We start from the raw sequence: 14,989 nt of genomic DNA, 5'->3' as shown, positions 1-14,989 counted from the left end.
ATATAAATAAGGAATAATACCAATATGAACATTTATCACCACGCCATAAAAATTGAAACGGTATCTGGCCGGCACTCTTATCATGATATTACTAATGAATTAAACCAGTTTATTGCACAATCAAATATCCAAAATGGTCAACTCACCATCGCTACAACGCATACGACATGTTCACTTTTTTTTGATGAATGTATGCACGACACCAATTTTTTTGGTGATGAATATTTGCATGTTGATATTAATAATGTGTTAGAGCAGATTGTTCCTAAAATGACTAGCGAAAATCAATACAATAGTCCTGGACCAAAGCATATTGAGTTTGGTTTAAGCCTAAATGATCCCAATTATCCTGCTGAAAAATGGGTAATGCTTAATACCGATGCTCATATCAAATCATCGCTATTTGGTAGTTTTTCATTAGTATTAATCATCAAAGATGGCAAGCCACTTATGGGCGAACTAGGGCGAATTTATTTTGTTGACTGGGATGCATTACGAGAACGAATCCGTAATGTTAATTTTATGTTGATGGGCTGCTAATAAAGGTGATAACTATGATTTTGTCTCCATCATTGTTTAATTCAGATCTTTATTTGATCAAAGAAACGTTAAATACGCTTGAATCACTAGGCATCACACAGTTACATATTGATGTAATGGATAATCACTATGTCCCAAATTTAGGTTTTAATGCTGGTTTTGTATCAAATTTGAAATCGCATACCCATTTTATTTTAGATTGCCACCTAATGATTGAAAAACCTGAATTATCAATTTTTGATTTTATTGAAGCTAAACCCGATATTATCACTTTTCACTTTGAAGCAACGGTTCATCATTCGTTTATCATCAATAAAATAAAAAACAATAATATAAAAGTCGGTCTGGCAATCAACCCAAGCACACCGGTTGAACACATTAAAATGCTATTGCCACTTGTTGATCTTGTCCTTGTTATGACCGTTAATCCCGGACAAAAAAACGAAACCTTTTTGCCTTTCACATTACAAAAAATTGAACAACTGAGCTTAGAACGGCAAAAAGGCAATCATCATTATGATATTCAAGTCGACGGAAATATTACTGATAAAACCCTATCACTATGCGTAAAAGCTGGGGCTAATAATATTGTTTCGGGTGGGTTTATCTTTAAAAATAATGATATTGCAAACAATATTGAAAAATTAAAAGTGGCAACTAATTAAGGAAAGTGCAATGAGTATAAAAACAATATTAAGTAATATATTAACTGAAATAGCGGCACAAATAGACACAATCAACGAAGTGCAATTACACGAATTTAAAAATGCGATTATTAGTGCAAACCATCTATTTTTAGCGGGAACAGGGCGTTCGGGATTAATGATAAGTGCGTTTGCCAATCGGTTAATGCATTTAGGTTTAAAGGTCAGCTTAATTACCGAAATTAGTAAACCCAAAGCCAATAAAGGTGATTTGCTGATTTTAGGCTCTAATTCAGGCGAAACCAAAAGCTTAATTGCCTATGCACAGCAGGCAAAAGACTTGGGTGTCAAAGTCATATTATTCACAACAAACGGTACTTCGACCTTGGCAAAATTAGCCGATAATATGGTTATTATTCCCATAAAAGTTGATAAGTTAAACCAACCAATGGGTAGCACATTTGAGCAACTCTCATTACTGACTTATGACAGTCTTATTTATAGTTTAATGGAAAGCTTACAACAGACCCCAGAGGTAATGAAGTGTCGACATGCGAATATTGAGTGATTTTTTTTGCACTTTAAATGTCAATAAAAAATTGAATAAAATCAATACCTTTTCTGACCGATTATTATTGCCTTTTTGTTGTTGGTTTTTGGGCGTTTTTGAATGTGATAGGTTGAACATCATAAATTATTACGCCCAAATATTAAGTGATTTAGCTACCTTTTAATAACGTTGCAATTTCGTTAATATCGTTTGGCGTTGTTTGACAGCAGCCACCAATTAATGTTGCGCCTAGTTTTAACCAGATGGGTAATTGGTTTGTAAAGGTGCAATTGTGGTGATGATTTTTGTGCCATTGTTTGGTGGTTGGATCGTATTGTTCACCAGAGTTGGGATAGACAATCAGCGGTTTTTGCGTAAGTTTTTGTAACGATTCTAACGCTGCAGTGACATTTTCTAGCGCAATGCAGTTAACACCAATACTAACTACTTGTTGACAGTGATTAAGATGCTCAATGACCAAAGATAATGGGGTGCCATCGCTAAGATGATTGGGATCTTTTAATGTTAGCGAAAACCAGCTTGTTACAGTTGGAAATTTTTCGAGAAGCTTTGTGAGTGCTTTGATCTCAGCAAAAGAGGGCAGTGTTTCGCAAGCCAGCAGATCGACTTCTGCGTCAACCAATGCTTTGATGCGGTTATAGTGAAAATCGATAAATTCTGATTCAGAAAGTTGATAATCACCAGTATATTCTGAACCATTTGCAAGATAAGCACCATAAGGACCAACTGAACCAGCAATTAGTAGTGTTTTATTTTGTTTTGTTTCATCTAGGTATTGACTCTTTGCTTGCTTGGCAAGCTCGACGCTGGTTTTTATTAGCTTGATGGATTGCTCTAGTGTAATCCCTTTTTTAGCAAACCCCAATGGTGTAGCTTGATAGCTAGCGGTAATCGCACAATCAGCACCAGCTTTAAAATAGTCATAATGGACTTGGCGGATCAGTTCTGGTCTTTCGATTAACACTTTTGCTGACCATAAACTGTCGTTAAGATCACAGCCACGACGTTGTAACTCGCTGGCTAGTGCACCATCAATAATGATGTGCTTTTTTTGCTTTAACAGTGCACTCATTGGATTGTTATTTTTCATTTTTTGCCACTCTCTTTTGATGGGCTTGGGTAAAGTGGTGGGCAATAAAGCAGACAACCACAAAAGGAATGCCACAATAAAGTGCAATACGTTGTTCTGGATCGAATGCTAGTCCAATACAAGCAATTAAACATAAAATAAAGCCTAAAATAGGTACAAGTGGGTAAAATGGGGCTTTATATTTTAGATTGTTTTGCTCCTCACGAGTTAAACTTTTTCTAAAAAAGAAGTGTGAAGCGCAAATACTTAGCCAAACGGCCACCACGGCAAATCCTGAAATAGCTGTCAAGGCAACAAAAACCGTGTTAGGCGCAATAATGCTTGTGAGTAATGCCAATAAGCCACCTAACATACTGATGGAAATAGCAAAGGCTGGAACGCCTGTCTGATTAAGTTTACTGAAGCATTTGGGTAATGTACCTTGGTTGGAAAGCGACCACAACATGCGTCCAGAAGCATAAAGTCCCGAATTTGCAGCTGACAAAATGGCGGTTAAAATTACAAAATTAAGACAATCGGCAGCATAAGGTAAGCCGATATTTTCAAAAACGGTAACAAAGGGACTTTCGATAACGCCAGCTTGATCCATTGGCAATAAGGCTGCTAAGACAAAAACGGTGCCAATAAAGAAGATGATAAGTCTTAGAATTGTGGTTTTTATTGCTAACGGAATGGTCTTTTCTGGCTCTTTTGTTTCACCAGCGGCAATACCAATAAGTTCCGTGCCTGAAAAGGCAAAATTAACCGATACCATCGTCATAATAATCGGGGTAATGCCATTCGGGAACCAACCATTATCGGTAATATTGTGTAAAAAGGGCGCAGGGATGTCATTTTTCATAGGGACAAAGCCAAAAATAGCCGCAGCACCAGCAATAATAAAGATAATAATGGTGATTACTTTGATAATCGAAAACCAAAATTCACTCTCAGCAAAAAATTGTGCGGTAACGATGTTTAATGCCAAAATCACGGTACAGAAAGCAGAACACCAGACCCAAATAGGTGTATTTGGAAACCAATGCTTCATACAAAATCCTGCTGCGGTAATGCTTGAGCCGAGTGCGACAGTCCATGTTAACCAATATAACCAAGCAACAGTATAACCCGTTGCAGGGCTAATGAACCGCGAGGCATAAGTATGAAAGGCACCTGTTTCTGGTATGGCGACAGCGAGTTCTCCAAGGCATAACATGACTAGGTAGACCACTAATGCACCAATTAGATATGCGATAATTGTGCCAATTGCACCTGCGGTAGCAATAATGTAGCCAGTGTTAAAAAAGAGACCCGTACCAATAACGCCACCAAGTGATAGCATAATAAGATGCCGAGTTTTCATGGTGCGTTTGAATTGGTTTTTGTTTGATGAGATTGATTGTTGTGTATTCATAAGGCGTTTTGTTCTATTCATTGTTATTATGTTTAAATTAATATACCACCAATAAATGAGTGGGCTGCTTTTTTGTTAATTGTTATTAATTATCTCCAAAAACTTTTTGTAAAAAATCCTGTATTGGTAATATTTGTCCATTTAATGTTGCTTCTTGTTTATCTTTGGCATAATCCACCTCAGAATAGACCCCTTCAATGTTATTTTTTTCAAAGGTAAATAGTGGGATTTTGATAAAATTATTTTCCGCTATTGATGATTTTATTGATAAATTTTCTTTTTCAATTTGTTCAGGTGTTAATGCTTCTTCATTTGGGGTTTTGAGCTGTGCTGAGAAATAAGCCAATACGTTAAATGGTGCATCGACGTTTAGTTTAAGGCTATCAATATTGTTAATGTTGATTATAAAACGTTCCAGTCTTGAGCGTATTCCTGATAAAGCTACAAAAGCATTGGCATTAACTTCACCTATGGTGTTTTTAAAATGGAATTTATTTAGTGAAATTTGGGAATTTAATGATGTTTGTTTGTCATCAAAGTCGGTGTAATCAAAATTATTAGATAGCATTGTGACAGGAATATTTTGGTAACTAAGATCTAAACTAACACTGCCTACATTTGGCAAACCGAGTAATACCGATTCTGCATCGGCTTTTAATAAGCCATCAACAGTATTGTTTGTTGGGTTGAAGATGTTTTCTTGATCGACCATTAAGTTGTTAATGATGATCTTTTGATCATCTGGAACGGGTTCTGAAGAGGTATTAAATTCAAGTGTCATTTTTCCCATTTCGGTATGATGATTTGGGATTATAACACCAGTTTTATGAAGGATATCGCCTTGATATTTTAGATTATCAAAAGTAATTCGCGGTTCGATATAGTGATTGTGAGAGCCTAATGCAATCTTATCGGCATTGATATTATAATGTATTCCTGTTTTGTCTGAATTTGGGTAGGCTGATAAATTAAATTTCTGTAGGGTGACTTGTGGTTTTGAGAAATTTTTATAGTTTTTATAAATGAATTTATCTATATTCACTTGGGCATGTAAATCGGAAAGATGTTTATTGACTTCAATATTAATATCACCATCAGACACCTCTAAGGAGCCATCAATAAAACTCAAAATCTCAGAATTATTATTGGAATCTGAATCAACAAGATTAAGCGCTTTGTTGGCTAATTTTATGGTGAGATTTTCTTGGTAGCTCATACCGAGCTTAGCTGTAATAAATGGTTGATTACCAGCTAGTTGCCAAAGTTCTGGCGATAGTGCTTCGCTCATTGCATATTCTATCCATGCCATCTGTGGAGTGAATTTCCCTTCTGAAAGGGCAATGATTGGGAATGGGCCATGGTGGATGGTGATATCGTCATTAAAAAGTGTTTTTGTGTCTTCAATAAGCCAACTAAAATTCTTTGGAATTACCTTTACAGTAAGGTGTAGGTTGGTTGAAAAGATAGATTGTTGATAATCGCTATATTCAATTACAATGCTAAATTCATCTTGGTCGTTGTCAATTTTTTGTGTAATTTGTTCTATTTTTTTGTCAATGTTGTTTTTGATTACGTTCCCTGTATACCAAGACGAGCCAACGTATCCTAATATTGCAATAATGCCTATAGCGATTACACTTTTTTTCATTGTTTCTTCTCTTTTTTATTGGGTATTATTTTAGTAATTTTAATTGATTTGCAGTTTATAGGCGATAATTTTTTGATTATTTTAGTTTCTTTAAGGGTAATAAGTCGGTTTTTATCAATTTATTTTTTTTGAAAAGGGCAGCTGAATAATATCCGCCAGTATGACTGGCGGATCAGATTAGTTAGATAAGTTGACTGATTAGTTATAAATTGTCTAAGAATTCTTCTTTTGACATTGTTTTACCATTCACTTCAACTTCGTCACTATCTTTAGCTAAGTTCACGTCTAAATAAAAGCCATCAGTTTTACCATTGCTTAACATTAAAAAGCTGGATTTAGATTTAAGTAAGTTAGCCGCCAATTGTATCATTTGATTGGCTTTTGTGATTTGTTGTGGTGTTACGTTATTATCGTTAGGGTTTTCTATTTGTGCTGATATATGCGCTAATGCGTCAAATGGTGCTTCGAGCTTGAATTTTATCGCATTAATATTTTCGTAAGGGTCTTGAACAAGAGACATCTCATATATATCAAATACATCTAACATTAAGTTAATATTAATATCACCTGCAGGCGTGTGCCAATTGAATTTATTGAGTGAAAATTTGATATTCTGTTTGGGATTGATATCGTTTAAATTCATATCATTCATATCATTCATATCAAATAGGTTACTGGACCAACCTCTATTCAAACTTTGAAACTCGACATCGGTCTGAATATTGCCTAGATTCTGTTGACCATAAATAATCGAATCAATATTAGCAAAACACGAATTATCAATTATATTAGAAGCCTTATTTAAGACACTTTTTTGCTTCATAGTGATATTATTAAAAACCAATGGCTTGATATTTGGGGTATATAATGATGGGGGGGACTCTAATATCATTTTATCGATACTGCCTTGCGAATCCATATCTTGGGTTTTGTAATTAAATTTACCTGTTGATTTAATGTTATCAATATCCAAACCTGCTATTGAATATGTGCTAAAACTGTATTTTATATTACCGATATTTAATTTGTAATCTACCTCATCTAGTGTGCTAAGTGGTGTTAGTGACAGATTCAAGTCACTAAAGATAACATTAAAGTCGTATGTGTCGTCTGATAGAAAAGGTAATCTATCTAATTGCAAATTAGCCGTCATATCAGTACCATCAATATAGCCACTAAAGGTAAAATAACCTTTGCCAATATCAAAGTCGTTATCCATAAATTTTATCGCTTTGCTTGTCAATTTAGCAGTGACATATTCACCATAACTTATTCCCATATGCCCAGAAATAAATGGCTGATTATCCGCTAATTTCCAAAGTCTTTGGTTAGTTTGTTCTGTCATTTCGTATTCTAACCAAGCTATTTGTGGAACAAATGTACCTTTGGTAAGGGCTGCAATAGGGAAAGGACCATGGTGGATGGTGATATCATCATCAAATAGTTTTTGGGGGGTAGCAATTTCATCCAAAGATTGATTTTGTGACGATGTCACTTTTAGATGGAGTTTAGTTGAGAATATTCCTTTGTCGTAATTGCTCTTTTCAATATTAAAGGTAAATTTGTCTTGAATTTGGTTAACATTGTTGGTGATTAACGCTAATTGGCTATCAATATCTCTTTCAATTATGTTACCGGTGTACCACGCCGTACCAACATAAGAAACTCCTAATACGGCAATTATTCCTATCGCTAGTGTAGTTTTTTTCATTTTTGTTCTCTTAGTTATTTATTATATTTTAAATTATCATTCTTGATGATCTGCAAAATTAGTCAACAAATTTTTAATATATTCAATACGTTCATTGCGTTGTAATTCTGATTTTTGTAATTTTAATCGATTTGAGCTTTCTAGGCGATAATTTTTTGACTTTTTGTAAAGCGCATTTAACACAAGTTTAAATTGATCCCTTACTGTATTATGGTCAATAAATTATCAACCGTTATGCTCGAGTTTAAAATAATCGCTAAGTTAACCAAAATAACCGAAACAATTTATAATTATATGAGTGTTACAAAAACAAATTATAAATTTTTAAAAAAATCTTTTTTATCTAGTAATTTCCCATTTACATTTACGTTTTGACTGCCTTTTGTGTACTGCACATCAGAGTAGAAACCTTCTGTTTGATCTTTATTAAAGGTAAAAAATGGTGATTGACTAAAAAGCTTTTTTGAATTGGTCTTTATTACAAAGTTTTCTTTTGCAATTTGTTCTGCTGTAACATGGCTAGCGTTAGGGTTTTCGATTTGTGCTGACAAACGAGCTAACACGTCAAATGGTGCTTCAAGCTTGAATTTAAATGTGTTGATTTTGTCGTAATTTTTTTCATTAATACTTGCGTTATTAATATCTGATATATTAAACAAAAAGTTAACATTGATATCGCCACCAGCATTGTGCCAATTGAATTTATTTAACGAAAATTCGATATTATGTTTGTCGTTCTTACTTATGTCAGAAGCATGTGTTTTAAATTGATAATTTAAAAATTGTTTATCAACCCCCTTGAAGTTAATATCAAGCGATCCATTGCCCAGATTTTGTTGACCATAAATAATCGAACCAATGCTACTGACAAGCGAACCATCAATCGTATTGTTGGTGTCATTTAAGACATTTTTTTGACTCACCACGATTTTATTAATAATCACCGATACCGATTCGATTTTAGGGGTGTATGATTTCATATTTAATGTGATTTTATCAATACTGCTTTGCTCATCAATATTTTGATTTTTGTAGTTAACCCGACCTTTGGATTTGAAATTGTTGACATCAAAATTCCCTTTTGAGATAAAGCTATCAAAACTGTATTTAATATTGCCAATATTAAATACATAATCGATGTCTTCAGTGGTACTGAGTGGCTTTAATGACAGATTAAAGTCATCAAAGTTAAAATGATGGGTATCGTCAGAAAGAAAAACTAATTTATCCAATTTGATTTCAGCCTTAATGTCAGAACCATTGGTATAGCTACTAAAGGTATAACTGCCGTTACTGATATCTAAGATACAATCATGAATGGACTGGATTTCGTTCTGTGAGGCTTTAATCGCTTTGCTTGCAAGTTTAACGGTGATATATTCGCCATAACTCATACCTGTATGCCCACTAATAAATGGCCGATTGCCGGCTAGTTTCCAAAGCGTTGGATTAGCTTGTTGGCTCATTTCATATTCTAACCAAGCCATTTGTGGGGCAAAAGTCCCTTTGGCAAGCGCAGCAATAGGGAAGGGGCCATGATGGATAGTGACATCGTCATCAAATAAAGTTTTTGGGGTAGCATCTTGGATAGTAGATTCATTTAGTGACGCTGTCACAGTTAGGTGTGCTTTAGTTGAAAAGATACCCTTTTCATAATGACTTTTCGTAACGGAAAATGTGAAAAGGTCTTGAATCTGATTAACTTTATTTGTGACTTGGGCTAATTGGTTGTCGATATGATTTTCAATCATGTTACCGGTGTACCATGATGTACCTACATAAGCCATACCCAATACAGCAATTATTCCTATAGCAAGTGTGTGTTTTTTCATTATAGTTCTCTTAATTATTCATGATATTTTAAATTATTATTCTTGATGTTCTGCAAAATCAATCAATAAATTTTTAATATATTCAATGCGATCAATGCGTTGTAATTCTGATTTTTGTAATTTCAATCTATTTGAACTTTCTAGGCGATAATTTTTTGGTTCTTTTTGAATTATTTGAATTAAATAATCGACTGATACCTTATTATTACTGCCGAATTCTATATAACCACCTTTTTCGCCAAATTCGATTTTGGTAATGCCTAATTGGCTTGCATGATAACGGATTTTAGTGGTTTCTAATAAAAATAGTACTGCATCAGGTAATTTCCCAAAGCGATCTCGCATTTCGACTTGAATGTCGGTTAGCTCGTCTAGGTCATCAATGCTAGCAATGCGTTTATAAAGCGATAGTCGGGTGTTGACATCGGGAATAAAGTCATCAGGAATTAATGTCGGCAATCTTAATTCCACTTCGGTTTGTTGGCTATTAAGTAATGATTCTAGTGTCGGTTCTTTGCCTTCTTTTAATGATTTGACCGCATCATCAAGCAGTTCAAGATAAAGGTTAAAGCCAATAGTTTCAATTTGTCCACTTTGATCACTACCCAATAGCTCGCCTGCACCCCGAATTTCAAGATCGTGTGTGGCTAGGGCAAAGCCGGCTCCTAAATCTTCTAGGGATGCGATCGCATCTAAGCGCTTTTTAGCATCTTTAGTGAGTAATTTAGGATGTGGCGTTAATAAATAAGCATAGGCTTGATGGTAAGAACGCCCAACTCGCCCCCTGAGTTGATGTAACTGAGCTAAACCAAATTTATCGGCACGATCAATAATAATAGTATTGGCGTTGGGAATGTCGATACCGGTTTCAACAATGGTAGTACAAACAAGTATGTTAAAGCGTTGATGATGAAAGTCATTCATCACACGTTCTAAATCGCGCTCATGCATTTGCCCATGTCCAATGGTAATGCGTGCTTCGGGCACCAGTTCTGCCAGTTTTTCGCTGACTTTTTCGATATCAGAGATATCATTGTGTAAATAATAAATCTGACCACCACGTAAAATTTCACGTAAAATGGCTTCTCTAATCACAAGATCATCATATTCTCGAACAAAGGTTTTTACCGCCAGTCGTCGAGCAGGTGGTGTTGCGATAATCGAAAGATCTCGCATACCACTCATTGCCATGTTTAGCGTTCGTGGAATTGGGGTTGCTGTTAGCGTTAAAATATCGATATTTGCTCGCATTGCTTTAATGCGTTCTTTTTGACGAACGCCAAAGCGGTGTTCTTCATCAACAATTAGTAAACCTAAATCTTTCCATTTGATATCTTCTTGTAGCAATTTATGCGTACCAATCACAATATCAATTTTGCCTTCGCCAAGAGCTTCTATAATGGCTTTTTGTTGTTTGGCTGTTTTGAAGCGAGACAGGCTCTCTATACGGATAGGCCAATTGGCGAAACGGTCGCAAAAGCTTTCGTAGTGTTGTTCAGCAAGCAGGGTTGTTGGCACTAAAACCGCTGTTTGTTTATGATTAATCACGGCTAAAAACGCAGCACGAATAGCAACTTCGGTTTTACCAAAACCCACATCACCACAGACTAATCGGTCCATGGCATAAGGCGAGCACATATCGCCAATTACTGCACCAATCGCATTTTGTTGATCATCAGTTTCTTGGTAAGGGAATCCTTGGCAAAATAGTTCATATTGCTCACGGTCTTGTTGAAATTGAAATCCGGGTTTACTTTCACGTTCAGCATAGATATCGAGTAATTCTGCTGCGACATCACGCACTTTTTCGGCCGCTTTTTGCCGAGCCTTACTCCAAGTATCGGTGCCTAATTTATTCAGTGGGGCATTTTCTTCATCGCCACCAGAGTAACGACTTATTAAGTTTAATGACGAAACGGGAACATAAAGCTTGGTATCATTGGCATACAACAAAATTAGATATTCTGCTGTAATACCGCCTGTTTCTAACGTTGTAAGACCTGCATAACGACCCACACCGTGCTCTAAATGTACAACGGGTTTTCCTGGTGTTAATTCAGCTAGGCTACGAATGAGTGAATCGGTATTAATCGCTTGTTTATTTTCTTTTTTACGACGAATAATGCGCCGACCTAATAGTTCGTTTTCGGTAATAAAAGCGTAATTTTTTTGTTGATCAATAAAGCCTTGTTCACTGGTACCAATCATTAAACAAAAACGGTTATCCGTATTGGTTTGTTCATCAAGCTGATTGATGGTGGTTGGATGAATACGAATTCTGCCAAGAATTTCTTGTAACGCTTCCTTGCGTCCTTCAGACTCAACCGAAAAGATGATTTTACCCGAAAAATTATCAGCAAATTGTTGAAATTGCCAATAGGGATCTTTTTGTTGGATCTGAATGGCGATTTCAGGTAATGCAGAATAAGGTAAATTAATATTTTTATTCGATTCTATGATTGTCGCATTTGATATTACTATTCTTGGGTAGTTTTTGAAATGAGCAAAAATTTCATCAGTTTTAGACCAAATAATTGCAGGCTCAAGTAATGGACGCATAGGATCGACTTTGCGACTTTCATAACGCTGAGTAATGTCTTGCCAATACTTATTAGCATATTGCTCAATATTAACAGTATTGATAATTAAGGTATTAGCTAAAAAATAAGAAAATAGTGGTGTTAACGGTTCGTTAAAAAACAGTGCTTGCCAATATTCAATACCCGTTGGCAAAATATTTTTGCTCACTTGTTGATAGATACTTTCTGCATCTAATCTGACTTCAAATTGTTCACGCCATTGACTGCGGAACAGCTCAATCGATGCTTTATCAAATGGAAATTCATGTGCAGGTAGTAGCTGGATTTCTTCAATTTCGTTAAGCGTTCGCTGGTTTTCAACATCAAAGGTGCGTATGCTGTCGATTTCGTTATCAAAAAAGTCGATACGATAAGGCTTATCACTGCCCATTGGATAGATGTCAAACAGTTCGCCGCGAGTAGCATATTCGCCATGCTCCATGACTTGACTGACTGAGCGATAGCCTGCATTTTCAAGTTGTAAACGTAAGTGTTCACGACTAATTTGCTGACCCTTTTTCATTATAAATACATGCCCGCCTAAATAGCTTTGAGGGCAGACTTTTTGCATTAAGGTATTGATGGGTAAAATCAATGCACCTTTGGTTAAATGCCCAAGATGATAAAGGCAGGATAAACGTTCTGATACAATATCTTGATGTGGTGAAAAACTATCATAAGGTAATGTTTCCCAATCGGGAAAAAAGATAGCAGGAAACGGCGAAAATTGCTTAAGCTCTCCATGTATGCGGGCGGTTTGCTGCATATCATCAGTAATAATCACCACTAAACCATCGTGTGCGTCTATTACTTGGGCACAAAATTGTGACAATGATGAACCGATAAGTTGTCCAATTTGCTTTACTTCACCCGATTTTTGAGGAATCAATGTTGAACTAGGTTGTATTTTTGACATGATGAATTTGTTGATATTGCTGAAAAATTATCAACAGATTATAACGTAATTACGTGGTTGTTTTCTATAACTGTTTAATCCTGTATGATAAGCACCTTGCAATTAACTAGCAGAACTTTGTCAAAAAGTTTTAGGTAATATATACGTTTATGTCAAAGATATTTCGTCCATTAGTCTTTTTTATTGGTTTGCGCTATGTGTATGGGCAAAAAACGGATGGGTTTGGTCGCTTTGTGTCATGGTTGTCGATGATTGGGATTATGCTTGGTTCCATTGGCTTGATTGTCGTTTTATCGGTCATGAATGGGCTTGAAGATCAAATGCAAGGTAGTATTTTGAAGTTTCTACCTCAAGCGCAGATCACAACTCCACAGGGGCGTATTGATCCTAATGTTGTTACTCGTGAACAGTTTATCCATATTCAAGGCGTTAATCATATAAGCCCTTTAGTTACTGGTGATGTGGTTTTGCAAAGTGAGCAAAGTATCACTGTGAGCACCTTAATGGGTATTACGCCAGAAGATAATGACCCAATCAATGATTATATTTATAGTGGTTCTGTTTTGGATTTGCAGGCAGGGCAGTATAATGTCATTATTGGGCAAACATTAGCCAATCAATTAGGCGTAACCGTTGGTGACAAAATTCGCTTAATGGTGACAGATGCTAGTCAAATTACGCCTGTTGGACGCATTCCTTCACAGCGCTTATTTAATATTGTTGGGCTATTTTCAGTTAATCATGATATTAATCAATCTCTAATTTATGTTCATCAGTCCGATGCTCGGAATTTGTTACGTTACCCTGCTAATATGATAACAAGTTGGCGTTTATTTTTAGATAAACCGCTTGATATTGCTTCTGTAACAAATACTCCATTACCAGACGGGTTAGTTTTTAATGATTGGCGTGTTAAACGTGGTGAGCTGTTTCAAGCGATTAAAATGGAAAAAAATGTTATGGGCTTATTGATTAGTTTAATTGTCATTGTTGCCGCTTTTAACATTATCACCTCGCTAAGTTTACTCGTTATGGAAAAACAAGGCGAAGTTGCGATTTTGAAGACGCAAGGCTTGTCTCGTTTTAAAATCATGCTGATTTTTATTATTCAAGGAGCAAGTTCAGGGGTAATTGGCACGTTATTAGGTAGTGCATTTGGCCTGTTACTTGCTTGTTATCTAAACGAAATTATGCAAGTGCTTGGTTTATCGTTTGCTGGCATTCAATTGCCATCATTGGTTGAGCCAACACAAGTTGTTTTTATTATTATTGGATTGCTTATGTTATCGCTAATTTCAACTATTTATCCTGCATATCGTGCAGCCAATATACAACCAGCCGAGGCTTTACGTTATGAATAATCCACAAATACTTCTAAGCGCCAAGAACCTTTATAAAACCTATAACGAAGGCAAAATGGTGACCGAGGTGTTAAAAAATGTCTCGTTTGATATTTACCCAAAATCATTACTCGCCATTATTGGTAGTTCAGGATCAGGTAAAAGCACGTTATTACATCTATTAGGTGGGCTTGATAAACCCACTTCGGGCGAAATCATGTTTAAGTCCAAACAACTTAACCAATTATCCGAGGTTGAAAAGGCGCAGCTACGTAATCAAGAAATCGGCTTCGTTTATCAATTCCATCATTTATTGCCCGATTTTACAGCGCTAGAAAATGTCGCGATGCCATTATTAATTGGTGGTGTATCCCCTAATGAAGCAAAAAAACGTGCCATGGCAATGCTTGAATCGGTTAATTTGGCTAAACGAGCCAATCATCGTCCATCTGAGCTATCAGGCGGTGAGCGTCAGCGTGTGGCAATTGGGCGTGCGTTAATTAATAACCCCGCACTAGTTATGGCCGATGAGCCAACAGGAAACCTTGATAAATCAACTGCTGATGCGATTTTTGATTTACTTATTAAACTAAATCGCGAACATGGCACCGCGTTTTTGGTGGTGACGCATGATCTTGAACTCGCTAATAAACTTGATAAACAAATGGTGATGAGAGATGGGCAACTATCTGATAACGCATCATCAAATAATCAATGAATAGGTA

11 protein-coding genes are annotated in these 14,989 nt (G+C 35.9%); 5 read left to right on the top strand and 6 right to left on the bottom strand.

The genetic code is table 11. The annotated features are described in order from the left end of the window. The first annotated feature begins 24 nt into the window (after positions 1-24). Genes ACYH9I_RS01395 through hxlB form a run of 3 tightly spaced genes read left to right on the top strand, consistent with a single transcriptional unit; the run spans position 25 to position 1,752 of the window. Complete coding sequence (locus tag ACYH9I_RS01395) at positions 25-540, top strand: YjbQ family protein (protein ID WP_483558325.1); 516 nt, start codon at positions 25-27, stop codon at positions 538-540. 14 nt (positions 541-554) lie between these two features. Further along, on the top strand, positions 555-1,205 hold the full coding sequence (locus ACYH9I_RS01390; RefSeq protein WP_483558323.1) for a ribulose-phosphate 3-epimerase: 651 nt from the start codon (positions 555-557) through the stop codon (positions 1,203-1,205). A 10-nt stretch (positions 1,206-1,215) separates the two neighbouring features. After that, on the top strand, positions 1,216-1,752 hold the full coding sequence (hxlB, locus tag ACYH9I_RS01385; RefSeq protein ID WP_483558322.1) for a 6-phospho-3-hexuloisomerase: 537 nt from the start codon (positions 1,216-1,218) through the stop codon (positions 1,750-1,752). A 151-nt stretch (positions 1,753-1,903) separates the two neighbouring features. Here hxlB and mmuM read toward each other — a convergent pair whose 3' ends face one another. From mmuM to mfd, 6 genes are all read right to left on the bottom strand, one after another. After that, positions 1,904-2,845 (bottom strand): homocysteine S-methyltransferase, encoded by a 942-nt coding sequence (gene mmuM, locus ACYH9I_RS01380; RefSeq protein ID WP_483558321.1) that lies wholly within the window; start codon positions 2,843-2,845, stop codon positions 1,904-1,906. Then, entirely contained in the window at positions 2,835-4,238 is a 1,404-nt protein-coding gene (gene mmuP, locus ACYH9I_RS01375; protein ID WP_483558319.1) for an S-methylmethionine permease, read from the bottom strand. Before mmuP ends, mmuM begins: the two co-directional genes overlap by 11 nt. 85 nt (positions 4,239-4,323) lie before the next feature. Then, the gene (locus tag ACYH9I_RS01370) at positions 4,324-5,886 is read right to left on the bottom strand and encodes a DUF945 family protein (protein ID WP_483558317.1); all 1,563 of its coding nucleotides are present in this window, start codon (positions 5,884-5,886) and stop codon (positions 4,324-4,326) included. Positions 5,887-6,088: 202 nt separating this feature from the next. Further along, a complete protein-coding gene (locus tag ACYH9I_RS01365) occupies positions 6,089-7,597 on the bottom strand; it encodes a DUF945 family protein (protein WP_483558315.1) in 1,509 nt (502 codons plus the stop codon). 314 nt (positions 7,598-7,911) lie between these two features. Next, positions 7,912-9,429 carry a YdgA family protein gene (locus ACYH9I_RS01360; protein WP_483558313.1) on the bottom strand — a complete coding sequence of 506 codons (1,518 nt, stop codon included), beginning with the start codon at positions 9,427-9,429 and terminating at the stop codon, positions 7,912-7,914. Between the two features lie 36 nt (positions 9,430-9,465). Beyond that, complete coding sequence (gene mfd, locus ACYH9I_RS01355; protein WP_483558311.1) at positions 9,466-12,924, bottom strand: transcription-repair coupling factor; 3,459 nt, start codon at positions 12,922-12,924, stop codon at positions 9,466-9,468. A gap of 158 nt (positions 12,925-13,082) precedes the next feature. On the opposite strand from mfd, the gene lolC reads away from it, so the two are divergent. Beyond that, a complete protein-coding gene (lolC, locus tag ACYH9I_RS01350) occupies positions 13,083-14,285 on the top strand; it encodes a lipoprotein-releasing ABC transporter permease subunit LolC (RefSeq protein ID WP_091347251.1) in 1,203 nt (400 codons plus the stop codon). Further along, positions 14,278-14,982 (top strand): lipoprotein-releasing ABC transporter ATP-binding protein LolD, encoded by a 705-nt coding sequence (gene lolD / locus ACYH9I_RS01345; protein WP_483558309.1) that lies wholly within the window; start codon positions 14,278-14,280, stop codon positions 14,980-14,982. Before lolC ends, lolD begins: the two co-directional genes overlap by 8 nt. The last annotated feature ends 7 nt before the right edge of the window (positions 14,983-14,989 follow it).

The organism is Gilliamella sp. X-23 (assembly GCF_057063545.1).
The sequence above is the reverse complement of the archived record's forward strand: the minus strand, read 5'-3'. Positions and strand labels throughout refer to the sequence as shown.

What these genes read in the sequence shown, in the direction of transcription:
- ACYH9I_RS01395 (WP_483558325.1), top strand. Translation starts at nt 25, where the DNA reads ATGAACATTTATCACCACGCCATAAAAATTGAAACGGTATCTGGCCGG.
- ACYH9I_RS01390 (WP_483558323.1), top strand. Translation starts at nt 555, where the DNA reads ATGATTTTGTCTCCATCATTGTTTAATTCAGATCTTTATTTGATCAAA.
- hxlB (WP_483558322.1), top strand. Translation starts at nt 1,216, where the DNA reads ATGAGTATAAAAACAATATTAAGTAATATATTAACTGAAATAGCGGCA.
- mmuM (WP_483558321.1), bottom strand. Translation starts at nt 2,845, where the DNA reads ATGAAAAATAACAATCCAATGAGTGCACTGTTAAAGCAAAAAAAGCAC.
- mmuP (WP_483558319.1), bottom strand. Translation starts at nt 4,238, where the DNA reads ATGAATACACAACAATCAATCTCATCAAACAAAAACCAATTCAAACGC.
- ACYH9I_RS01370 (WP_483558317.1), bottom strand. Translation starts at nt 5,886, where the DNA reads ATGAAAAAAAGTGTAATCGCTATAGGCATTATTGCAATATTAGGATAC.
- ACYH9I_RS01365 (WP_483558315.1), bottom strand. Translation starts at nt 7,597, where the DNA reads ATGAAAAAAACTACACTAGCGATAGGAATAATTGCCGTATTAGGAGTT.
- ACYH9I_RS01360 (WP_483558313.1), bottom strand. Translation starts at nt 9,429, where the DNA reads ATGAAAAAACACACACTTGCTATAGGAATAATTGCTGTATTGGGTATG.
- mfd (WP_483558311.1), bottom strand. Translation starts at nt 12,924, where the DNA reads ATGTCAAAAATACAACCTAGTTCAACATTGATTCCTCAAAAATCGGGT.
- lolD (WP_483558309.1), top strand. Translation starts at nt 14,278, where the DNA reads ATGAATAATCCACAAATACTTCTAAGCGCCAAGAACCTTTATAAAACC.